21 protein-coding genes are annotated in these 24,169 nt (G+C 39.4%); 9 read left to right on the forward strand and 12 right to left on the reverse strand.

The annotated features are described in order from the left end of the window. Nucleotides 1–159: 159 nt before the first annotated feature. Entirely contained in the window at nucleotides 160–1,134 is a 975-nt protein-coding gene (locus HMPREF9444_RS08555) for a bile acid:sodium symporter family protein (RefSeq protein WP_009144019.1), read from the reverse strand. Nucleotides 1,135–1,627: 493 nt separating this feature from the next. On the opposite strand from HMPREF9444_RS08555, the gene HMPREF9444_RS08560 reads away from it, so the two are divergent. The 9 genes from HMPREF9444_RS08560 (at nucleotide 1,628) to mcrC (ending at nucleotide 12,285) form a co-directional block, all read left to right on the forward strand. Then, nucleotides 1,628–2,095, forward strand: a complete 468-nt coding sequence (locus HMPREF9444_RS08560) for a hypothetical protein (protein WP_009144020.1) — start codon at nucleotides 1,628–1,630, stop codon at nucleotides 2,093–2,095. After that, nucleotides 2,088–2,606, forward strand: a complete 519-nt coding sequence (locus HMPREF9444_RS08565) for a hypothetical protein (protein ID WP_009144021.1) — start codon at nucleotides 2,088–2,090, stop codon at nucleotides 2,604–2,606. Before HMPREF9444_RS08560 ends, HMPREF9444_RS08565 begins: the two co-directional genes overlap by 8 nt. Continuing rightward, on the forward strand, nucleotides 2,607–4,007 hold the full coding sequence (gene asnS / locus HMPREF9444_RS08570; protein ID WP_009144022.1) for an asparagine--tRNA ligase: 1,401 nt from the start codon (nucleotides 2,607–2,609) through the stop codon (nucleotides 4,005–4,007). It abuts the gene before it with no gap. Nucleotides 4,008–4,434: 427 nt separating this feature from the next. Beyond that, a complete protein-coding gene (locus HMPREF9444_RS08575; RefSeq protein ID WP_009144023.1) occupies nucleotides 4,435–5,436 on the forward strand; it encodes a TRAP transporter substrate-binding protein in 1,002 nt (333 codons plus the stop codon). A gap of 25 nt (nucleotides 5,437–5,461) precedes the next feature. After that, complete coding sequence (locus HMPREF9444_RS08580; RefSeq protein ID WP_009144024.1) at nucleotides 5,462–5,977, forward strand: TRAP transporter small permease; 516 nt, start codon at nucleotides 5,462–5,464, stop codon at nucleotides 5,975–5,977. A gap of 47 nt (nucleotides 5,978–6,024) precedes the next feature. Further along, a complete protein-coding gene (locus HMPREF9444_RS08585) occupies nucleotides 6,025–7,341 on the forward strand; it encodes a TRAP transporter large permease (RefSeq protein WP_009144025.1) in 1,317 nt (438 codons plus the stop codon). A gap of 63 nt (nucleotides 7,342–7,404) precedes the next feature. Next, on the forward strand, nucleotides 7,405–8,817 hold the full coding sequence (uxaC, locus tag HMPREF9444_RS08590) for a glucuronate isomerase (protein WP_009144026.1): 1,413 nt from the start codon (nucleotides 7,405–7,407) through the stop codon (nucleotides 8,815–8,817). A 280-nt stretch (nucleotides 8,818–9,097) separates the two neighbouring features. Beyond that, a complete protein-coding gene (locus HMPREF9444_RS08595; protein ID WP_009144027.1) occupies nucleotides 9,098–11,260 on the forward strand; it encodes an AAA family ATPase in 2,163 nt (720 codons plus the stop codon). Beyond that, a complete protein-coding gene (gene mcrC, locus HMPREF9444_RS08600; protein ID WP_009144028.1) occupies nucleotides 11,257–12,285 on the forward strand; it encodes a 5-methylcytosine-specific restriction endonuclease system specificity protein McrC in 1,029 nt (342 codons plus the stop codon). Before HMPREF9444_RS08595 ends, mcrC begins: the two co-directional genes overlap by 4 nt. Nucleotides 12,286–12,405: 120 nt before the next feature. Here mcrC and serA read toward each other — a convergent pair whose 3' ends face one another. From serA to HMPREF9444_RS08655, 11 genes are all read right to left on the reverse strand, one after another. Continuing rightward, entirely contained in the window at nucleotides 12,406–13,641 is a 1,236-nt protein-coding gene (gene serA / locus HMPREF9444_RS08605; protein WP_009144029.1) for a phosphoglycerate dehydrogenase, read from the reverse strand. Nucleotides 13,642–13,698: 57 nt separating this feature from the next. Continuing rightward, the gene (gene aroG, locus HMPREF9444_RS08610) at nucleotides 13,699–14,808 is read right to left on the reverse strand and encodes a 3-deoxy-7-phosphoheptulonate synthase AroG (RefSeq protein ID WP_009144030.1); all 1,110 of its coding nucleotides are present in this window, start codon (nucleotides 14,806–14,808) and stop codon (nucleotides 13,699–13,701) included. 325 nt (nucleotides 14,809–15,133) lie between these two features. After that, nucleotides 15,134–15,940 carry an exodeoxyribonuclease III gene (locus tag HMPREF9444_RS08615; RefSeq protein ID WP_009144031.1) on the reverse strand — a complete coding sequence of 269 codons (807 nt, stop codon included), beginning with the start codon at nucleotides 15,938–15,940 and terminating at the stop codon, nucleotides 15,134–15,136. Nucleotides 15,941–15,948: 8 nt separating this feature from the next. Beyond that, nucleotides 15,949–16,305: an NINE protein gene (locus HMPREF9444_RS08620; protein ID WP_009144032.1), complete on the reverse strand. Its 357-nt coding sequence runs from the start codon at nucleotides 16,303–16,305 to the stop codon at nucleotides 15,949–15,951. Then, nucleotides 16,305–17,705, reverse strand: coding sequence for an efflux transporter outer membrane subunit (locus HMPREF9444_RS08625; protein WP_009144033.1), 1,401 nt, complete (start codon nucleotides 17,703–17,705; stop codon nucleotides 16,305–16,307). Before HMPREF9444_RS08625 ends, HMPREF9444_RS08620 begins: the two co-directional genes overlap by 1 nt. Then, nucleotides 17,689–18,585: a dTDP-4-dehydrorhamnose reductase gene (rfbD, locus tag HMPREF9444_RS08630; RefSeq protein WP_009144034.1), complete on the reverse strand. Its 897-nt coding sequence runs from the start codon at nucleotides 18,583–18,585 to the stop codon at nucleotides 17,689–17,691. The genes HMPREF9444_RS08625 and rfbD overlap by 17 nt, the downstream gene beginning before the upstream one ends. Further along, nucleotides 18,567–19,439, reverse strand: a complete 873-nt coding sequence (locus HMPREF9444_RS08635) for a DUF1848 family protein (RefSeq protein WP_009144035.1) — start codon at nucleotides 19,437–19,439, stop codon at nucleotides 18,567–18,569. Before HMPREF9444_RS08635 ends, rfbD begins: the two co-directional genes overlap by 19 nt. Beyond that, nucleotides 19,429–20,700: a peptidase T gene (gene pepT, locus HMPREF9444_RS08640; RefSeq protein ID WP_050779020.1), complete on the reverse strand. Its 1,272-nt coding sequence runs from the start codon at nucleotides 20,698–20,700 to the stop codon at nucleotides 19,429–19,431. The genes HMPREF9444_RS08635 and pepT overlap by 11 nt, the downstream gene beginning before the upstream one ends. Nucleotides 20,701–21,012: 312 nt before the next feature. Next, the gene (locus HMPREF9444_RS08645; RefSeq protein ID WP_009144037.1) at nucleotides 21,013–22,047 is read right to left on the reverse strand and encodes an alcohol dehydrogenase catalytic domain-containing protein; all 1,035 of its coding nucleotides are present in this window, start codon (nucleotides 22,045–22,047) and stop codon (nucleotides 21,013–21,015) included. A gap of 216 nt (nucleotides 22,048–22,263) precedes the next feature. Next, nucleotides 22,264–23,388: a 2-iminoacetate synthase ThiH gene (gene thiH, locus HMPREF9444_RS08650; RefSeq protein ID WP_009144038.1), complete on the reverse strand. Its 1,125-nt coding sequence runs from the start codon at nucleotides 23,386–23,388 to the stop codon at nucleotides 22,264–22,266. Further along, the gene (locus HMPREF9444_RS08655; protein ID WP_009144039.1) at nucleotides 23,389–24,168 is read right to left on the reverse strand and encodes a thiazole synthase; all 780 of its coding nucleotides are present in this window, start codon (nucleotides 24,166–24,168) and stop codon (nucleotides 23,389–23,391) included. Between the last annotated feature and the right edge of the window lies 1 nt (nucleotide 24,169).

Genomic DNA, 24,169 nt, shown 5'->3' on the forward strand with positions numbered 1-24,169 from the left:
TATTTGATAAACCGCAAATAATTGACAGCTTAAAGCAAATTAAAAAACTTTTCTTACCTATATGCATCATATTAATCCGCCTTTACGTGCTATTAAATAAAAAGAGCTCCGCATTAAATTTCGGAGCTCTTTTTTACAGACTAATAATTTTATTTTCTACTAGTCTTTTCTATTCATCTTTGCATCATCTTCAGGGCTGTTTTTCATATTGGCATAAATAGTTGCCAAAATCGGACCTGAAATATTATGCCACACGGAGAAAATTGCTGAAGGCACTGCCGACAACGGACTGAAGTGAGCCATGGCAAGAGCGACACCCAAACCTGAATTCTGCATTCCGACTTCCATAGAAATAGCTTTTCTCTTGGCTACAGACATGCCGCATACCTTTGCAAGGAAATAACCCAAGGCAAGACCTAAACCGTTATGCAGAACAACTACTGCAAAAATGATAAGTCCGGTTTCGGCAATTTTCTGCTGGCTTACTGCAACAACAGCAATAACAATAGCAACGATGGCAAAAACAGAAATCAAAGGTAATGCAACAACGACATTACGTACGAATTTACCGAAAAAGCTATTGATAATAACACCGGCAACTATCGGAAGGATCACGATATTGACAATTGACATGAACATTCCGTAAGGATCAACATCAACCCACTGATTGGCAAAGAGATAAATCAAAGCCGGAGTTACGATTGGTGCCAAAACCGTGGTGCATGAAGAAACGGTAACAGAAAGAGGAACATCGCCTTTTCCTAAATAAGTCATAACGTTTGAAGCGGTACCGCCTGGGCAGCAGCCTACCAAAATAACGCCTACGGCAATTTCATCACTTAAACCTAAAACCTTGCACAAGCCCCAAGCAGTAAGCGGCATAATAATGAACTGACCTAAAATACCGATAATAACTTCAAGCGGACGGGTAAATACTTCAGAAAAGTCTTTGGCTCTTAAGGTAAGCCCCATACCGAACATTACGATACCGAGCAAAATGGAAATGTACGGAGCAAGGAAAGTAAAGTAAGACGGAGCGTTATATGCAATGCAGGCAAAAATAATTACCCACAAAGCAAAAGTCTTACCGAAAAAAGCACTTAATTTTCCCAAAGAGGTAACAATTGAGTTCATAGTACTAACCTAAACGAATGTTCTTAAAATATAGATTTGCCTTTGAATACTATGAAAATTAAGTATTCAGGCAGAGAAAATATGTGATTAAATTAACGACGCTGATAACGTTGAACTTAAGGCAGGCGACTTTTTTGCTTTGCGTAAAAACTACTTTAAAGTTTTTAACAGCTTTGTATTTCCGTCGAGGGTAACGACTTTCCTACAAAGTATTTTTATAAAAGTATCAAACGCTAAACGTTGCGTTTAAGATATATTAAATCAAACTCACCTTTTTTGTGCTGTTTTTAATTTTTTTATAAAAATTATGCACTATTTTGGTAAAAAGATTTTATTTTTTGCTTTATTTTGGAGCAACTTTTAGAGTCATAGTTTTGTGAGATACAAAAATTATTTCTTTCATACTGCCAGCAACATCATTTTTGCTAACCAAAAACAAGTTTAAAATGATAAAATTTACGCTTATTTATCATAATTTATACTTTAATAAAAAATGTTTAGAAAAATCCTTTTACTCCTCGGTATCTGCAGCGCTATAACCATGACAGGCTGCAGTTCGCTTCCTGACGGGTCACAAAAACCATTTTTGCAAATAAACAGTCTGACCCTTACCGGTCCTGATCAAGAGCCGGGTTTTAATATCGCTTTTACCATGGAACATCGTTCCCTTGAGCCTTTGCAGATAAAAGAATATAAAGTGGACGTTTTCGTTAACGGGACTAAAGCTGCAAGCCATATTGAAGAGCCTAAAGATTTATTGTTAAAGCCCGGTACCCCTGTTAAATTCAAATCATTTATAAAAGCAAATTTGCTTAATGATGTTGCGGCACAATCTCTGCAAAAAAGTTCATACGTAGTAGTTGATGCAAGTTGCGTCATTACCGTAGTTTTTGATAAAGACGAAGATAACTATGACTTTAACCCGACAGGATCATTTGAAGGATTGATTACTCATGTTTAGCCGCTCTCACTCTTTTGAACCGCGTGTAGGAACAGCGCAATTCGTATTCGGCATCATTTATACTTTGATTGTCGCAACTGCTTTAATATTAGCCGCTTATGCCTATTCACAAGGAAACAAAGAACCGTATATGCATTACTTTATGGCCGCAGTATTCGCAATTATGGCTGTAAAGAGTTTTTACCTATATAAAAAGGTAAAAAATTTGATGAAAAACGGAGTTCATACCGTAGGAACATTAACCTCTTGTGAGCCCGTACGAGGAATTACCATATTAAAAGCCGTGGTAGATGTTAAAGATTACGGCCCTATCGACATCGAAACCAGACTTGCCGGCGAAACGGTAGCTCACGAAATAAAACGTTACCTTAACGAGCACCATACGGATCAGGTTCCCGTAATGGTTGTCGGAAACAGCAAGCGTCCTCGCGGAATGATTATGATCCGCACTAAAGCCGGACGTCTTGACCCCCAAAGTATTGAAATTAAAAATAAAGAAGGAGCTTTATAAATGAGTCTTGTCAGTGCCAAAGACATTCTTGACGGTAAATATGCCGTCGGCAGCACTGTTACCCTTGCAGGTTGGCTGCGCACCCGTCGTGATTCCAAAGCCGGATTTTCTTTCCTTGCCGTAAATGACGGATCTTGCTTTAACAATGTTCAAGTCATCGCCGACAAGTCACTTAACAATTACGAAAGCGAAATTTTATCTTTGACCACCGGCTGTTCTCTTGCCGTAGAAGGCACTCTTGAAGCTTCGCAAGGAAAAGGCCAGGCTTTTGAAATTAAAGCAACAGCTATTAAAGTTTACGGATTTGTCGAAGATCCTGATACCTATCCGATGAGTGCCAAGCGTCACAGCATCGAATATCTGCGTGAATATGCCCATCTGCGTCCGCGCACCAATTTAATCGGCGCCGTCATGAGAATTCGCAATACCGCAGCTTACGCCATCCATTCATTTTTCCAGGAGCGCGGTTTTATGTGGGTTTCAACCCCGCTTATCACCGCATCCGACTGCGAAGGCGCCGGTGAGATGTTTACCGTAACTAACCTTGACCTTAACAACATTCCTAAAGATGATAAAGGACAGGTGGATTACAGCAAAGACTTCTTCGGTCGTCACGCTTATCTTACCGTTTCAGGTCAGTTAAACGTTGAAACTTACGCCAGCGCTTTTTCTAAATGCTATACCTTCGGCCCCACTTTCCGTGCTGAAGATTCCAACACGACCCGCCATCTTGCCGAATTCTGGATGTGTGAGCCTGAAATGGCATTTACCGATTTAAACGGATGCGCCGCCGTTGCCGAGGATATGCTCAAATACGTATTTCGTACCGTGCTTGAATTGCGCCGCGACGATATGGAGTTTATCGTGGAACGTGTAGACAAAGACGCTATCGGACGCTTAGAGCGCTTTATCAATGCTGATTTTGCTCAAGTTGACTACACTGATGCCATCAAAATCCTCGAAACCTGCGGTAAAAAATTTGAGTTCCCGGTTAAATGGGGTATTGATTTACAGTCAGAGCATGAAAGATATCTTGCCGAAGAACATTTTAAATCACCGGTTGTTGTAAAGAACTATCCTAAAGATATTAAAGCATTCTATATGCGCATGAATGATGACGGTAAAACTGTTGCCGCCATGGACGTTCTTGCTCCCGGAATCGGTGAAATTATCGGCGGTTCACAACGTGAAGAGCGTCTTGAAATGCTGGACAAACGTATTGAAGAAATGGGACTGAATAAAAATGCCTATTGGTGGTATCGAGATTTAAGACGCTACGGAAGCGTACCTCATTCAGGTTTCGGTCTCGGCTTTGAACGTCTTATCGTTTACATCACCGGCGTCGGAAATGTCCGTGATGTAATTCCGTTCCCGCGTACCCCGAGAAACGCAGATTTCTAAATTAAAAATTTATATTAAGGCGGCACCTTTTGGTGCCGTTTTTATTTGCTTTTTTATAATTCTAAACAAAATAAAATCTTTAACTAAAACGTTTGAATTTTTGCACTAATTTCATTAGATATTGCTTATTTTTTTGTGCAATAACTCTTTATTGAAGATAAATTGTTATTATTTTTCAAATAATTAATAGTAAACCTTGATAAATCATACAAATAAGGCAAAAAATAAGCGGCTTTACATATTAAAAACCGCGAATTTGTATACTAGTCGACATTTTTACACATAATTTAAATTTAAATGTTTGAAATTTGCGCAAGCTAGCAGTTTTTTTATTTTTTTACCGTATATTTAACGTGGTTACTAGAATACAAGTATGTTAATTACTTCGTTTTCTACATAATGCTATTAATAAATTGAGGGTATTTATATGCGCATTAATAAATTATTCGGAACTGCATTGGCTGTTGCCTTAGCTTCCACTTTAGCCTTAAGCGGCTGCGGCGAACAAGAAAAACAGCTTATTCGCATGTCCCATTCACAGATTGAAACCCATCCTGATCATTTAGGTTTAGTTGCTTTTAAAAATTATGTAGAAAGCAAATTAGGCGATAAGTTCGAAATTCAGATTTTCCCTAACGCCACATTGGGCGCTAACGAAAAAGTTCTTGAATTAATTAAGCAAGGCTCAGTTCAGTACTTAGTTGTTTCTACAGCTAATATCGAATCATTTGATCCTCTTTATTCATTATTCTCAATTCCCTACATTTTCACCTCAGAAAAAGCTTTTGAGAATTTCATTACCAATCCTGAAATACTTGAGCAATTAAGCGTAAACTCCGATAAAAACGGTTTCTATCCGGTCGCATCATTCACTGCCGGTACCCGTAACTTCTATGCCAAAACCCCGATTAGAAGCGTAAGCGATATTGCAGGCAAGAAATTCCGCGTTCAGGCAGGTCCTACCAACGTTGCTATGATGCAGGCATTCGGCGGCGCTGCAACTCCTATGTCATTTGGTGAAGTTTACTCTGCCTTGCAGCAAAGCGTTATTGACGGCGCTGAGAATAATGAGCTTGCTTTAACCGACCAGAAACACGGTGAAGTCTGCAAATACTTCTCCTATGATATGCACCAGATGGTCCCTGACCTTCTTGTAGTATCAAAGAAGTTCTATGACGGCTTATCAGCTGATGAACAGAAAGTCTTTGATGAAGCCGCAAAAGAAGCTGAAAAAGCCGAGTTTGCCGCATGGCACAAACGCGTAGGCGAAGCCAAGAAGCAGGCTGAAGAGATGGGTGTTGAATTCATTAATGTTGACGTTAACGAGTTCCGCAATAAGGTTCTCCCTATCCACCAGGAACTTTTGAACAAGACTCCTGCATTAAAACCTTTATACGAAGCTGCAGAACAAGCCAACCAGGCTCAATAATTTGATTTTTTAGGAGCATCAGTTAATGGAAGCTATCAGAAAGTTACTTGATAAATGCCTGATTACCTTCTGCGTGTTTTTATTCATGTTCATGACGGTAATCGGCTCTTACCAGATTATAACGCGTTATTTCTTTAATTCTCCGAGCACTATTTCCGAAGAGCTCGTTACTTATAGCTTCACTTGGCTCTCTATTTTGGCAGCCGCAATCGTATTTGGCGAGCGCGGCCACCTTTGTATGGCCTTTATATATAGCAAGTTTACCGGTAAAAAACGTGTATTTTTGGACATACTTTCAGAGATCCTTGTGATTTTAACTGCCATATTGCTCTTAATCTACGGCGGTTATGTTATGGCTGCTGAAAACATGAATCAGGTTACTGCATCCTTAGGCGTTAACATGGGCCTTATGTATGCTGTACTTCCTATTTCAGGTATTTTGATCACCGTATACGGTTTGCTCAATTTAGCCAAAATGTTTTCAATGTTAAAAGATCCTAATGTCGATCAATACGGCGTTGGTGATGAAGATAATGCATAACCGTGAAAAGGAGCGGCTCCTTTCGCTCCTTTAGTTAGGAGAATAAAATGACAATTACAGTAGCTCTTATCATGGCGATAACAATGATTGTACTCCTTGTTTTAGGTGTACCTATTTGTATTGCCATTGCTATTTCATCTTTAGTCGCCGGCGCTAATGCTCTTGATTTCAACATGATGCTGCAAACTGGTGCACAAAGAACTTTTACAGGTATTTCAGTATTTACCTTAATTGCAATTCCGTTTTTCATATTAGCCGGAAATATCATGAACCAAGGCGGTATCGCTATACGTCTTATGAATTTTGCACGCCTTTTGGTAGGTAAAATTCCCGGTTCATACGCCCATACCAACTCCATGGCCAATATGATGTTCGGTGCCATTTCAGGCTCCGGCGTAGCAGCTGCTTCAGCAATGGGAACCATTATCGGACCGATTGCGGTTAAAGAAGGGTACAGCCGCAATTATATGGCAACAGTCAATATTGCCACGGCCCCGACTGGTTTGCTCATTCCGCCGTCAAACGTACTTATTACTTATTCATTAGTTTCAGGCGGTACCTCTGTTGCTGCATTATTCCTTGCTGGTTATATCCCGGGAATTTTATGGGGTCTAAGCTGCATGGTTGTAGCATACTTCTGGGCTAAGCGTCTTGGATATAAAGGCGACAGTCAGAAGATTACTGCAAGTCTTGCCATCAAGGTAACATTGGACGCTATTCCTTCTTTACTGCTTATCATTATTGTAATAGGCGGTATCGTTGCAGGAGCTTTCACTGCTACAGAAGGTGCTATCGTTGCCGTAGTTTATTCACTGATTCTGTCTATTATCTATCGCTCCATTACCTGGAAAGCTTTGGTTCAAATTTACGCAGATTCAGCTAAGATGACCGGCATCATCGTACTGCTTATCGGTGTATCTTCAATCATGTCCTGGGTTATTTCTTTCGTAAATATCCCTTCTCTTGTCGGTGAAATGTTAAACGGCGTAAGCTCCAATCCGATCATCATCTTACTTATCATCAACATTATTCTTTTGATCGTTGGTACTTTCCTTGACACTACTCCGGCAATCTTGATCTTTACCCCGATTTTCCTGCCTATTGCAATTCAGTGCGGTTTAAGCCCGGTAGAATTCGGTATTGTAATAACCTTCAACCTCTGCATTGGAACCATTACCCCGCCTGTAGGAAACATTTTGTTTGTGGGCGTAAAAGTTGCACAAACAACTATTGAAAGAGTAATCAAACCTTTGATTCCTTTCTATATCGTCATTATCGCAGTATTGATGCTTTGTACCTATGTACCTCAGATCTCCAGCTTTATTCCTGAACTCTGCGGTTACGAAGCAACTTTACCTAAATAAATTTAACAAACATAATCACAAAAAGAGCTCCTCCTGCGAGCTCTTTTTTCAAAGGAGAAATTTATGAAAGCATTTATGGATGAAGATTTTCTTCTTGAAACCGAAACCGCTAAAAAACTATTTCATGAACATGCGGCCAAAATGCCTATCATTGATTATCATTGCCATATCAATCAGCAGCAAATTGCCGAAAATTACCAATTCCGCAACATTACCGATGCCTGGCTTAGCGGTGATCACTATAAATGGCGCATGATCAGATCAAACGGTGTTCCTGAAAAACTTATCACCGGCAATGAAAGTTCTGATTATGAAAAATTTGAGATGTTCGCCAAATCATTGCCGCGCGCTATCGGTAATCCTCTGTATCACTGGACCCACCTTGAACTCAAGCGCTATTTCGGCATTACTAAAACTCTTTCCGAAAAAACCTGCAAAGAAATTTGGGATGAATGCAATGCTAAACTTGCCACTGATGATTTCAGAGTTCAATCCATCATTAAAAAATCAAATGTTAAATTAGTTGCCACTACGGACGATCCGGGCGACAGTCTTGAGTGGCATCAAAAAATCAGAGAGCAAGGCACCTGTACCTGCAAAGTAATTCCCGCCTGGCGTCCGGATAAGGCAATGAAAATTGAAAAACCTGGATTTAAGGAATATGTTGCCCATATTGCAAAATTAGTCGGTGTCTCAGCAATCAATAGCTGCGAAGAATTTTTTAATGCCTTGGACGTTCGCATGAAATTCTTTGACGATCAAGGATGCCGTGCTGCAGATCATGGAATTGACTATGCCTATTGCCGCATAGTGTCTAAAGATGAATTGGAAGCTATTTACCAAAAAGGAATAAAAGGCGAAAAGCTGATCGATGCTGAAATTGAAGCCTATAAAACCATGATCCTTATCCACCTTGCTAAGGGGTATACCAAGTACGGATGGGTAATGCAAATGCATTATGGAGCTATTCGCGATCCTAACAGCAAAATGTTCAAGATTTTAGGCGCTGACACCGGCTATGATGTCGTAGGCAATCGTCCGTGTGCTGAAGGTATTTCACAGTTCATGAATGCTTTAAATGAAGCTGACGCTTTGCCTAAAATGATTTGGTACTCATTAAATCCTGCAGATAATGCCGTTATCGCAACCGCTATCGGAGCATTCCAGGGGCCTGAAGCTCAAGGCAAAATCCAGCAGGGATCTGCGTGGTGGTTTAACGATACTTATCAGGGCATGATCGATCAAATGACTACTTTAGCTTCTTTGTCTATTTTAGGTAATTTTGTCGGTATGCTTACTGATTCAAGAAGCTTCCTTTCCTATACCCGCCATGAATATTTCCGCCGTATTATGTGTAACTTAATCGGTAATTGGGTAGAAAAAGGCATGTATCCTGCAGATATGGACTTTTTAGGTCAAATCGTTGAGGATATTTCATTTAATAACACTAACCGTTATTTCAGCATGGGACTTTAATAGTCCCCTCTTGCGGCCGAAGTTTTTTCGGCCGCGTTTTTTTCTGGTGTTATTAATCGCAATTAATTAAGAATTTTGAACTTTCAGCATCTTTTCATAAACTGCGACTTTTGTATTAATACTAAGAGTAATTTGTTGAAATCTTAAATTTTTTATGTTGTTATATTTGCTTAATAAAAATTTTTAATTTTATATGACGGCTTTGAAAATATCTTTATTGCATTATCAGCATTAGGATTTAAGTAATAAAAATATAAAAACAAAATAATGGAAATAGAAAATGGAATCTAAAGAATATCTTGGTTGGGTTAATTTTTACATGGAGCTTGCAGATAAGCTTCTGCCATATAAGAAAGATAGAAAAACACTTATAGAAAAAATAAAGAAAATATTTAACGATATCAATAAAAATGTACCAAAAATCGAACCAGACAATACCATAATTGACATTGATCCTTTCACTCTTTTCGGATTTTTCAACAAGCAAATTACTAACTCAAACAAAATTGCTATTTTGCAAGGATTCGCCTCCGAACTTTCAATTAATACTCCTGTTCCAACATCTTTTAAAGGAGTTCCAGAGCTAAACAACCAAAATGCAAATTTCTTTCGTTTTAATGGCGAACGAGGTGAAAATGATATTGAAAATTTGTGGGCGGTATTTGCGGCAGCTTTAAAGTATTCAAATAATCGTTCAGATATCAACAAACAAGAATTTATAAATGCATACGATATTGCTTTAAAACAAAAAGGTGTCAGATGGAATATTACTATGGCACTTTACTGGATAAGGCCATATGAATATATAAGTCTAGATGGCAACACTCGTGAATATATTACTAATCCTAAAAATGTTCCTATCAATCTTATAGAAAAGATCGGAAAATTAAAAAATGCACCATCAGGTAAAGAATATCTTAGTCTAAATGATTTAATACATTTAATCTTAGAAAAAGAAAGCTGTAGTTATAAAAATTTTCCTGAAATATCCTATTTAGCGTGGGAATCATCTCAAAAAGAAAAAAAAGAAAGCGCTGAAGCAATAAATGAAAATACCCGTGTAAATGTCGGCGAGGCAATTGGAGACAAAGATATAAGCTCTGTTCATTATTGGATTTATTCTCCCGGTAATAATGCTGATATGTGGGAAACTTTTTACAACAAAGGAGTTATGGCAATCGGGTGGGGAAAAATCGGCAATTTATCGGCTTTCTCAAACAAAGATGAAATGAAAGAGAAAATGAAAGAGTGCATTGACCCTACTCTTTCTTATAAAAATTCTGCACATGCTACATGGCAATTTGTCCACGATATGAAACCAGGAGATATTGTATTTGTAAAAAAAGGCATGCATCACATTGTTGGCAAAGGCACAGTCTTGTCAAACTATATTTTTAATGATGATTTTGATGATAATTATAAAAACTTTCGCAAAATGAAGTGGACTCACAAAGGTGATTGGACACACCCTGGTCAAGCCGTTATGAAAACACTAACGGATATAACGCCTTATACTGATTATGTTGAAAAATTAAATGAACTTTTTGATGATGATTTGGATGAAGAAAGAGAAGAAGTTGAAATTCAGTACACTGAATACACAGAAAATGATTTCTTAAGTGAAGTATACATAAGTGAAGATAATTACTACCAACTTATGAACTTGCTTGAAAACAAGAAAAACATCATCCTGCAGGGAGCTCCTGGAGTTGGTAAAACATTTGCCGCAAAAAGACTAGCCTACTCCAAGATAGGAGTAAAAGATCCTAACAGAGTTATGATGGTGCAATTCCATCAAAGTTATAGCTACGAAGACTTTATTATCGGCTTTAGGCCCTCTCCTAGCGGCTTTGAGTTAAAAAAAGGACCATTTTATACTTTCTGCAAGAAAGCTGAGCAAGATCTTGAAAATGATTACTTCTTTATCATTGATGAAATCAATCGTGGAAACTTGAGCAAAATTTTTGGCGAACTCTTCATGTTAATAGAGAAAGATAAACGAGGAGTATCTTTACAACTTCTTTACTCTGATGAACAATTCTCAGTACCAAAAAACGTTTACATCATCGGTATGATGAATACTGCCGACCGCAGTCTTGCAATATTAGATTATGCTTTAAGACGTCGTTTTGCCTTCTTCGAATTCTTACCGGCCTTTGAAACGGAAGGATTTATTAAATACAGACAAAACAAGAATAGTTACAAATTTGATAACCTTATCGAGACAATAAAACAATTAAATACAGCTATCGAAAATGATGAAAGTTTAGGTCATGGCTTTTGCATCGGTCACAGTTATTTCTGTACTGAAAAAGAAATTAGTGATGAATGGTTAGAATCAGTAATTAATTATGAAATTATTCCTCTTTTAAATGAATATTGGTTTGACGATCCGAGCAAGGTAAAAGCTTGGGCTAATAAATTAAAAGAGGCAATCCGATGATTCGGATTCAAAATATTTATCACATGCTTGCATATGCTTTTCAAATATTAAAAAATCAAGGATATGCAAGTTGCAGTACAGAGAAGTTTGCCAATACTGCAGATCTATTGTCTGCAATTCTCGTAAAAAGCGTAAACATACAACTTAAGCGAGGGCTAGGACGAACGTATATCGAAAATACAGGACCATTAAGTTGCTTGAAAGGAAAAATTGATGTTAATGAATCAATTAAAGGTCAAACCATAATAAAACATCAATTAATATGCACATATGATGATTTTTCTGTTAATTCATATATGAACCGCATTCTAAAAGCCACTATCGAACTTCTTCTCCGATATGATATTCCTAAAACCAGAAAAAAAAGTTTAAGAAATATCCTTTTCTATTTTAAAAATGTTAAAAAGATTAATATTTTTGATATCGACTGGAAACTAAGATTTAATCGTAACAATCAAAGCTACCAAATGTTAATGTCAGTTTGCTATCTGATCATTAAAGGACTATTGCAAACAACAGCAGAAGGATCCGTGAAACTTTTGCAGTTCTTAGACGAACAGCAAATGTGCCGCTTGTATGAAAAGTTTATTCTTGAATATTATCGAAAGCACTATCCTCAGCTTAAAGCGACAGCATCCCAAATCGATTGGGCTTTAGATGACGGTATCGGAACGATGCTACCTACAATGAAATCTGATATTACGCTAAACTATAAGAATAAATCACTAATCATTGATGCAAAATATTACGCTCATACAACTCAATTTAACTACAACGTAACTAAGCTCCACTCAAACAATCTTTATCAAATATTTACTTATGTTAAAAATAAAGCGGCATTCGGTGGAGATGTATCCGGCATGATTCTTTACGCAAAAACTGATGAAGAAATACAACCAAACAATACTTATATGATGAGTGGAAATAAAATCAGTGTAATGACTCTTAATCTTGATTATGATTTTGCGATGATTGCCAAGCAACTTAATGGCATAGCTGATGAATTTTTAACTATAAAACAGTAAATAAAATTTAAACATCCAAACAAAACAGGCATGCTAAAAAACATGCCTGCCCGAAACCAAGGCTATAGTTGTGCCAGAACCAGACTTGTGACCTACTCTTTTCCCACGTATTCTTATCTATTAGTAAAGAATGCGGCACTTTAAAGTAGCCGGGATCTGTTTTAACAACGGAACAATCTCTTCAGGAGTTTCTGAATGAATGTCCATAACTACATAACCGACATCCCCGGTTGTCTGCAAATACTGAGCCGCCACGTTAATATCTTTTGAAGCAAACACTTCGTTGATCTGACGCATAACTCCCGGAACATTCTTATGAACGTGAAGCAAACGTGATACTCCCTCACGCTTTGCAGGAAGCGATACTTCAGGGAAATTAACTGCGGTTAAAGTAGATCCGTTATCAGAATACAAGGCAAGCTTCTGAGCAACTTCAATTCCGATGTTGCACTGAGCTTCTTCGGTCGATGCTCCGATATGCGGAGTTAAAATCACATTATCAAACTCACGAAGAGGAGAAACAAATTCCTCACCGTTGGCTGCCGGCTCTTTGGGGAAGACATCAACAGCAGCACCAGATACTTTTCCTGATTTAAGCGCTTCACATAAAGCATCAATTTCAACAACAGTTCCGCGGGATGCGTTAACGAAGAAAACACCGTTTTTCATTTTGGCAAAAGCGTCTGCATTAATCATACCGTGGGTAAGCTCGGTCTCAGGAACATGCAAAGTAACAATATCTGCAGCGGCAAATAGCTCATCAAGACTTGCAAGCTGCTTGGCATTTCCTAAAGACAACTTATTCTCAATATCATAATACACGACATTAAGACCTAAGCTTTCTGCGATGATACCTACTTGAGTACCTATATGACCGTAACCGATAATGCCTAAGGTCTTACCGCGCGCCTCAAAGCATCCCTTGGCAGCTTTCTTCCAACCGCCGCGATGCAGTAACGCATTACGAGCCGGGACATCGCGCAAAAGCTGCAAGTATTCGCCAGTAACCAATTCAGCTACAGAGCGGGTATTAGAAAAAGGAGCATTGAATACTGGGATACCAAGCTCTGCCGCTGCATCCAAATCAACTTGATTAGTACCGATACAAAAACATCCGACTCCGACCAAACGCTTAGCGTGCTGTAAAACTTCACGAGTCAAATGAGTACGGGAGCGAATGCCTAAAAAATGAACGTTTTCAATCTTATCGAGAAGCTCTTGTCCGTCATAAGCTTTTTTATCATATTCAACATTAGTGTAGCCGGCATTTTTAAGTGTTTCTACGGCACTGGGATCTACGCCTTCTAAAAGTAAAATCTTAATTTTGCTCTTTTCAAGAGATAAAGACGGATGCATGAGACCTCCTAAGTCAAAGCCCTCCAAAAGGAGGGCTTATTATGAATTAATGATCAATTAAGCCTGATGAACCTTACGACGCTCCAGCACTGCGTTATTTAAAGTCTCGATGATCTTGACGGTATCATCAAAACCGACGCAGGCATCAGTAATGCTCTTGCCGTATTCCAATTCATCAAGATTACGCGACAACGGCTGATTGCCCTCAACCAAATTAGATTCAATCATCACGCCGAAGATGCGGTTATCACCGGCTGCAATTTGTGCCGCTACATCATTGCCTACATCTATTTGTTTTTTAAACTGCTTTAAGCTGTTGGAATGCGAGAAGTCAATCATGACTTTAGGACGCAAACCAGCCTTTACCAGCATATCGCATGCAGCATCAACATCTGCTTTCTTATAGTTAGGCTCTTTACCGCCGCGCAAAATAATATGGCAGTCTTCGTTGCCCTTGGTATGCACGATTGCAACATAACCGAACTTTGTTACAGACATAAAAGTATGCTCATGTTTAGCGGCTATGACCGCATCCATAGCAATCTTTACGCTGCCGTTAGTTGCGTTCTTAAACCCGACCGGACATGACAGACCTGATGCCAGTTCGCGATGAACCTGTGATTCGGTAGTACGGGCACCGATTGCTCCCCAGGAAATGAACTCGTCAATGTACTGCGGAGAAATGGTATCAAGATATTCGGTAGCTGCCGGTATTCCCATTTCATTAAGATCGCGTAAAAGCTTTCTTGCAATACGCAAACCGTTATTGATGTCGTAAGATCCGTCTAAATCAGGATCGTTGATAAGTCCTTTCCAGCCTATTGTCGTACGCGGTTTCTCAAAGTATACACGCATGATGATCTCAAGCTGATCTGCATAGCGTTTGCGCAGCTCCAAAAGACGTGCTGCATAATCCAGTGCAGCTTTAGGATCATGAATGGAACAAGGGCCTGCAATGACAACTAAACGATCATCGCTATCACATAAAATATCATGAAAAATTTTCCGGGTTCCTTTTACCAAATTATCGGTAAAGTCCGTTGCGGGAAATTTTTCAACTAAAGCAACAGGAGGTAACAATTGGTATATATCGCTCAATCTTGAATCAACGATCCCCTGTCGCGAATTCGGTGCCTGGGGGATCATTCTGCTATTCTTAAGGTTCATAAAAACCACCCTTTTAATCTTCAAAAATTAGTTGAAATAATAATATCGCCAGGATGAAACAAAGTTTTGATTAAATGATTGCGCTGCCGACAGCGGCGCAAAACGAAGCACGTTTTCACATGGGAAATTTACGCGTTCCACGCTTTCTCTCCTTGGCATATTAATTTATGGGTTGATAACAAAACGACCACTCAAGGTCTTACTGTTAATATATTAAAGCAGTTGGCTTGAAATAAAGCAAGGTACAAAGAATTGCATTAAAAAAGGAGCAATTAATGCTCCTTTTTTGTGCATAAATATGTAAAACGCACTCTTTCAACACATTTTAAAAGCTTAGGCATAAGCCTATCGGGCAATGATCAGAGCCAAAAACGTCATTTTCAATCCATGCGTCTTTGATATTTTCTTTTAACTCTTCCGACACGAAGAAATAATCAATACGCCACCCTACATTTTTAGCGCGAGCTCTGGTCTTATAAGACCACCATGTGTATTGATCTTTTAAATCTCCGTGGACGAACCTAAAAGTATCAATATACCCTGCTGCAACAAACTTATCTAAAAAAGCGCGTTCAAGCGGTAAAAAACCGGTGTTTTTAACATTAGTCTTAGGGCGAGCCAAATCAATTTCATTATGGGCAATATTAAAATCACCGCATACTACAATAGGCTTTGATTCGCGCAACTTCTGCGCATACTTAAAAAAGCTGTCGAAAAATGCCATCTTATAGGGTACGCGTTTAAATTCGCCCGTTGGCTTACCGCTTTCATCCAGGATATCCGCTCCGCCGTTAGGAAAATATCCGTTAAAGAAATGAAATTTTTCAAACTCAAGATGTACAATGCGGCCTTCCCCCTGAAATTCAGGATCGGGAAGCTCAATTTCATGAGATAACGGCTCTTTTTTAGAAAAAACAGCGGTTCCTGAATATCCCTTTTTCACTATAGAAGAAGCGAAATACGCATGATAGCCGACAGGATCTGTAATACTTTCCGGCATCTGCTCAACGCTTGCTTTTGTTTCCTGCAGGGAAATCACGTCATAACCACAATCGGAAAACCATTTCCAATCTTCTTTAGCGCTAACGGCACGAATTCCGTTAACGTTCCATGAGGCAAGTTTTATATCCATGTCTCTTTTTAACCGTATTTATGTTTAAAGTCTTCATCTGAAGTAAATAAATAGATTATTCCTTCAACCAAACCTACTATAGAAGGAATTCCCGTCCAGCAAAACAGCAGATATATAACTCCCCAGAGAATTTTGCCTAAATAAAATTTATGCAGGCCAAGGCCTCCGAACAACAGCGCCAGAATTGCCGCTATAACCTTATTCTTTTTGGCAAGAGGTTTACCGCATTTAGGACAGGTAAGAGCATCCCTTGAACATAAATGTCCGCATACGGGACAAGGAATTAAATCCATATTTACAAAAACTTTTTGATTAAAAGCAGCATCATTATCAAATGCTGCTTTATTGTCCAATTTATTAGTCATCAAAGATTTTGCAGCAGATCTTCAATCTTTCCTTCCTGAGTATCACCGCCCAAGGCAACCATCAGATCCATCGAGCTGTTCAAAACCATGCGTTTTGCATTTAAATATTTATCAGAAGCTGAACGCAAGGTATCTGCGGCATCCAAGAACTCGCTTAAAGAGCTGGCGCCGTAACGGTAACGCTCTGAATAGCGATCATAGTTTTGACGGGCAAGAGTATATTCATGCTCGGTCTTGGAAACTAAATTCTTATAATAAGTAATATTGCTTACAGCATCAGATACTTCCCTTACGGCATTAATATAAGTATTGACAAAATCAAGCTCGCTGATGTCCTTTTGGGTCATAGCTTGACCTTTACGAGCATTAAGCTCACTGTAATTTAAGAACGGTAAAGTTACTGCGGCTCCTAACGTACCTAAAGGGTTAGCAAGGAAACGACCTAAAGTTCCCGTGTCTCCTGCTGATACTCCGGCACTTAATATAAAAGTCGGATATAAAGATAATGCCGCAACATCATAATCGGCATAAGCTTTTCTTAACAAAGCTTCACTTGCCATCAAATCAGGACGACGAGAAAGCAGTGCCGACGGAATTTCCAAGGCAATATCAGGAACAATTGAATCATTTAATGCACTGACTTCAACATCTTTATCCGCAGTCAAACCGAGTAATGCAGTCAAAGCGGTACGGGCAAGAGCCAAGTTATTATTTCTTTGCTCCAAAGCCTCCTGGACCTGAAGGTGATTTACCATGGCAGTATCATAAGCAAGACCGTCGGCAGCGCCTGCTTCATACATACTTCTTATAAGCTCCAAACGGCGCTCCGAATCTTTAAGATCTGCCTCTCCCAAAGCTACGGCCTCTTTAGCATAAGCATACTGCCAATAAGCGTTAGCAACAGAAGCTATGGTTGATAAGCGCATAGCCCAATAGTCATAAGCGCTTGCCTGCAGATTCTCAAATGATGATAATCTTTCGGCGTCAAGACGTCCGAACAAATCCAGTTCATAAGACAAAGTCAAATTGGTTCCTGAGCTCTTGGTCTCACTATTATGATGCTCAAGGCGACGCTCTGCTCCGATATTTCCGCCGGCGCTAAAATCAGGCAGCAGATTAGTATTGATTTCATCTAAAGCATAACGAGCCTTACGGACATTAAGATAAGCCGATTGCAAATCAAGATTAGCGTTTAAGGCATTTTCCACTACTGCTGTAAGCTTCGGATCAGAAAACTCGGTCCAGAATTTATCTGAAACTCGATTACCTAAAAATTCAGCTGCATTTTTATATGAATCAACAATTGCAAGCTGCGGACGCTCATAATCGGTCTGCATTAAAGAGCAGCCCGACAGTCCGATGATTAAGGCTAAAGAAATCGAACTAATTGTTTTGTTCATCAAAAAACTCCCCAACGGTTTCGGGTAAATAGTCATGCCAATCAGGCAAATCTATCTTAAAAACTTCATTAATCTTATTAGTATCAAGCCTTGAGTCATACGGACGCACGGCTTTTGACGGATAGTCTTTAGCTAAAATACTTTTAACTACCATATCCTTTTGAATAAAACCGGCAAGCTTGGCATATTTAAAAACGCTTCTTGCAAATTCATCCCAAGTAATTGCTGGATTTCCGGCAAAATGATAAATCCCGTAATCTTTAAAATCAGGTTTTAGAGCCTCATGAGTCATAATGCATAAAGCCTCGGCTAAAGCTCTTGCCGGAGTAGGATTGCCTTTTTGATCGCTTACAACCGACACCGCGTCATATTTTCCTGCAAGACGCAGCATGGTTTTCACGAAATTATTGCCGTATCTGCCGAAGATCCATGAGGATCTGACGATTAAGTACTTACTGCAGCAGGCAATTATATTCTCTTCACCTTCAAGTTTGGACTTACCGTAAACGCACTGCGCTTCAACGGTATCATCCTCACGATGAGGTCTGCCGTTTTCTGAAGAAAAAACATAGTCCGTTGAAATATGAATAAGAGGAATATCTGCCAATTTTGCTGCTTTTGCCAAATACTTAGGACCATACGCATTGACTTCGTATGCCTTTACTCTTTCATCTTCGGCTTTTTCAACATTAGTATAAGCTGCGGCATTGATAATAATATCCGCTCCGCTTTCAGTAACGGCACTTAAAACTCGATCTTCCTGACTGATATCAAGAGCTCTATGATCACAAGAAATGACTTCGTCTTCGCTATTTAAAAGACAAACTTCAAGCTCTTTCCCAACCTGTCCGTAAGCACCGGTCAACAGCACTCGCGCCATTTTATTTCCTTAAAAGCATAACAATAAGCACAATTAAATTTACATCCGTGCTCTTGTCCTATGTCTCGTGATTCAAAGCATAAACAAAGCTTTCTTTGTGCCCTGTCACGACATAAACTACTATTTAATCTGTAATATTTTACCAGATACTTGCCGATACACCCGTCAGATTCTGCTCCTGCGACTGTAAAATCTGATGATTGTGCGCAAGATTGTAAAGTCATGCCGAATTTTTTACCAATCTCCACAAGATTTTTAATCAGCATTAACTTTTCATCTTCAGATGCCGGTATTACTTTTAAATATGCCGCATTTTTCTTAGCGTTCGGATAGCGGGTATCAAGAAAAGAAAAAATAACCCTGTCACAATAGCCATTTAGTTGTTGCGCGATATTGTAAAAGCGTTTTATATGCTCTTTAGGCGTTAATTCTCCGTTTAATATGATGGGGTCATAACGCCAAATAACCGCGCCCTTCCCAAGCAGCCGCACGCATTCTTTAAAAAGATTAATTCTGTTAAAGAGATTAGGAACTTTCTCAAAACCTTCTTTTTCATAATCGTTTAAGGTGTATAAAAGCGCAGTCTTATAAGGAATAGATTTAAAAAACTGCGGATATTTTAGAAAAACCCGCGGAAATTTTGACCACAAAACTAAAAGTTTTACTTCATCAAAAGTTATATAAGAAAGCTTATGGTTAAACGGATTTACTTTGGAAACATAAGGCGCTGACAAAAGCTTTAACAACTTGTCAGGCTCACTTGGCAAATCGCAATTTCTTGATGCTGAAATAATATAAGGCAGCGCGGCTTTGACCTCACTGCCGTCTTGCAGCGTCAAAAATTTATAACGCATCTAATTTAGCCATGTTTTTAACCAAAGCTTCAACTACGGCATAAGATTTATGCAGTGAAGCTACGGGCAAACATTCATAGGGTCCGTGACAGCACAATCCTCCGGTAAAAATATTAGGGCAAGGAAGTCCTTCATTTGAAAGATTGGAGCCGTCAGTTCCGCCTCTTACAAAATTCTCTTTAACCAAAACTCCTGCATCTTCAAAAGATTTCCTGCAGCAGTCTAAAAACTTAGGATGCTGTTTTAATACCTCTTCCATATTGGCGTATTGGAAAGAGAACGTAATTGAAGCTATCTCCTCTCCGTAAAGAGAATTAAGCTTAGAAACCGCAGCTTGAAGTTTATCCTCAAGCTTTATTAAACCGTCTTTGGTAAAAGAACGGACGATAAATTTTATTACGCATTGTTCTACACCGCCTCTAATGTCATGAGGATGTACAAATCCCTCAAGGCCTTCAGTTGTTTCAGGTGAAGGGATAGAGGAAACTAAATCTATAAATTTAGATCCCGCCTTTATAGCATTGAGCATCTTGCCTTTGGCAACTGCAGTATGAACGCTGCGTCCTTTTATCGTAACCACGGCAGCATCTGCGTTAAACGTAGCTATATCAAACTCACCTAAATCACAACCGTCAACGGTTACGCCGTAATCACAATTTATTTCTTTAACATCTAAATGACTGCAGGACTTACCTAGCTCTTCATCTACTGAAAAAATAATAGTTAATGGTCCATGTTTTACTGCACCTGAACTTAATCGTTCAAGCAAAGTACATAAAACCGCGACACCCGCTTTATCATCTGCACCGAGCAATGTCGTTCCATCAGTCACTACAATATCATCGCCTAAATGATTTTTAAGCTCGGGACATATTTTGTCATCAATGATTAATCCGTTTTCAAGCTCTATCCCGCTGCCCGCATAATTTTCAACCAATAAAGGATTAACATTCTTGCCTGAAGCATCAGGGGCGGTATCAAGATGAGCCAAAAGGCATAAGCTTTTTACCTTTTCAAAACCGACACTTGCAGGAACCTTTACACAGACAACGCCGGTATCTTTTTGTTTTACATCAAAATTAAGTTTTTTTATTTTTTCTACAATAAAAGCGCCTAATTCAAGCTGTCCTTTCCTTGAAGGGACAGTATTGCTGTCCAGATCTGCTTTTGTATCAAAACGCACGTAATCTATAAAATTTTTTAACAGCGGATCTTTATTAAGTTTCTGTGCTAATGCGTTCTTACTGCCCTTTTGATGCATTGTTTCTCCTCTATATTTTAAGCCCAGACAAATCAAGATTAATCTTGGCATCAACTATTTTGTTTTGCTTTAAAAACATAATCATATACCAAGGCATATAGATTATGTCCTTTTTACAACTTCTATGACAAAAATACATTTGGTTTTTCTAAACATTTAGAATATATAACAAATTTTCGCTTCACGTTTTGTAAACAATAACACTGATAATTTTCACGTTTTGCAAAAAATATTTATAAAAACAGCAGACAACAAAAAACCCGCTTACGAAATATCAAGCGGGTTTTGTGTTCTTATGAGGTTTTAATAAGCTTAAAACTTATAAAGAACCTTAATAGCATCAGGAGACATGGCTGCATTCATGCCGTCCATGCAATCTTTAGCATCAACAACATCAGTAATAATTGAGCTCGGATCAAAAAGATGATTGTTCAATGCGTTAACGGCGGCATCAAACTCTTCATAGAAGCGGAATACCGAATGCCAGACAAGACCCTTATTCAAGAACGGGCCTAAATCCTGCGGAGTGCGTCCGGTAGGATACATACCGACCTGAGACAAAACACCTTCAGGAGTAATCATCTTCATTAAAGTTGTGCAAGCCTGACCATTGCCGGTTGCATCAAGTCCTGCGTCAAAATAACCTTTATGCTCACAGAACTCAGCTACCTTTTCAGGCTCTTCCAAAGTATTGCAGACATTTTCAAGACCAGCTTTCTTGCAAGCCTCAAGCGGAGCATTGCGAACATCAAAAACGGTAACGGACTTAACGCCTAAAGACTTAATAGCAAGAGCGCACAAAGTTCCTACAGGACCGGCTCCCATTACGGCTACATTTCTGCCCATAATATTACCCAAAGCGTGAGCTCCGGCAAAGGCAACGCTTAAAGGCTCAGCCAAAGCGGCAACTTTAGGATCAACATCTACAACTTTAAGGCACTGAACTTCTTCTGCAACTGCATATTCGGAGAAAATACCTGGAGTATGAGGCATAGTAGAAGCGGAGCCGAAATGGGTGGCGTTTTCACAGTATCTATACATTCCTTTGTTGCAGAACTTGCAATGACCGCAGGCAAGAGCCGGTCTGAATACCACCATATCGCCTTTTTTAACGCTTTTTACATCAGCACCAACTTCCTCAACGATACCGCTGCCTTCATGACCTAAAACAAAAGGATGCTTAACTTCAAAGCTGCCGTTTGCACCTAAAGAATAGTAATGCTTATCCGATCCGCAGATGCCGCCGTACAACATTTTGACAAGAACCTGAGTACTCTTAGTAATAGAGACATCGGCAACGTCTTCATAGCGTAAATCATTTTTAGCATGCAGCACTATAGCTTTCATTTATTTTTCTCCGTTATCAGATGAATTTTGTGTATTTACATTAACTTTTTTAGTTTTTTTTATTTATCCAATGTGCTGATATTTTGAATAAGATCACAAAGATTAATATTTTTGCCTAGTCATTTGGACAATTTTGTACTTTTAATCAAAAAAATACCCTGAAAAACAACAACGCATTTCAGGGCAAAGTGTTTCTAAATTTTAAAAACAGACTTTTTACACTGCTTTAAAATAAGAAGTTGATGCATCATGGAACACAGCCTCAAGACCGTTGCGATGCAACGCATCCACTACTGCGTCAACCGATCTGTCATCATTGATTTCCCATTGCGCAAGATTCTTTCCTTTATGTGCATAACCGCCCGGCTCCGTAGAAGAGCCTGCGCTTACTGCGGTAATGCCTAAAGGAATTATCATGTCACGAAAATCAGCGCTTTCACGGGTTGAAATGGTCAGATCAAGTTCATTATCAAAAATACGCCAAGCGCAAATTAACTGAACCATCTGCGGATCAGACATCGGGAACTGCGGTTCATAACCGCCTGCAGCAGGACGCAGACGCGGGAATGATACACTTAATCTGCTCTTCCAATAATGCTCACGCATATAAAGGACATGCATAGCGACAGCACAGCAGTCAACCTTCCAATCGTAAAGACCTAAAAGAGCCCCAATACCAATCTTATCAATGCCGGCAGTACCTAAACGATCAGGAGTTTCCATGCGATAACGCATATCCGTCTTTTTGCCGGCCAAATGATTTTCTTTATAGCACTTAGGATGATATGTCTCCTGATATACAGACACAGCATCAAGGCCTAAAGTTTTAAGTTCTGCGTAATCTTCGGTATCAAGAGGCTGAACCTCCATCTGCAAATAAGCAGCATAATCCTTAACAATCGGCAGAACCTGACGGAAATAATCCATACCGCCGCGACGATCGTTTTCGCCGGTTACAAGAAGAATATTTTCATAGCCGAGCTTATTGATGGCTTCGCACTCTTCCCTGATTTCATCTAAAGTCAAGACGGTACGCTTAAACTTGTTTGCAGATGAAAATCCGCAATATTTGCATTTATTGGTACAAAGATTGGTAAGGTACAAAGGCAAATACATATTGACCGTTCTGCCGAAACGTCTTCTTGTAAGCTGCATTGACATCTGCGCCATATCCTTTAAATAATGAATACGGGCATTTTCACTTATAAGAGCAGCAAAATCTTCAACATCAAGAGGTCCCGATTTGCTTAATGCGCGCTCGACATCTGCATCAGTACGTGAATCAACTAAAGGCCTGAACTTATCAATGTCAATTTTTGAAATTTCATCAAAAAAGCTCATTTATTTCATTGCCTCCGCTAAAAACTTTTCCATAGGAGAAGTTGCGCGGGCGGTACTGCTCAATCCGGCAAGACCTGCTTCATAACCGATGCGACCTGCTTCACAAGCGCTGCGGAACGCTGCAGCCATTAACACCGGATCATTTGCTGCAGCAATAGCAGTATTAACCATAACGGCATCAGCACCTAATTCTAAAGATTTAGCAGCTTCTGACGGAGCACCGATCCCGGCATCGACAATAACCGGCACTGAACTTTCACGAATAATGATCTTTAAAAAAGGTAAAGTCTCAAGACCGCGAGCCGAACCGATAGGTGCGCCCAAGGGCATCACGGCACTGACACCGGCTTCGGCAAGACTCTTGCATAAGCAAGGATCGGCAGAACAATAAGCAAAAACCTTAAAGCCCTGTTTAACAAGTTCAGCACAGGCATTATAAGTTTCAATCGGATCCGGCAATAAGTATTTCTGATCAGGATGAACTTCAACTTTAATCCAATCAGTACCTAAAGCTTCGCGAGAAAGCTGAGCTGCAAAAATCGCCTCTTTGGCGGTACGCGCTCCTGAAGTATTAGGCATCAAAGTTACGCCCAACTTGCGCAGCGGAAGAATAATATCATCGCTGCCGCCTTTAATATCAACTCGTTTAATTGCCATAGTGGCAATTTGTGCGCCTGAGGCCTCACAAGCCTTCGTTAAAGCTTCAGCTGAAGCATATTTTCCGGTTCCGATAATAAGACGAGAATCAAATTCCTGACCTGCAAGTACTAATTTATCCACA

Source organism: Succinatimonas hippei YIT 12066, from assembly GCF_000188195.1.
In the GTDB taxonomy this organism is placed as follows: domain Bacteria; phylum Pseudomonadota; class Gammaproteobacteria; order Enterobacterales; family Succinivibrionaceae; genus Succinatimonas; species Succinatimonas hippei.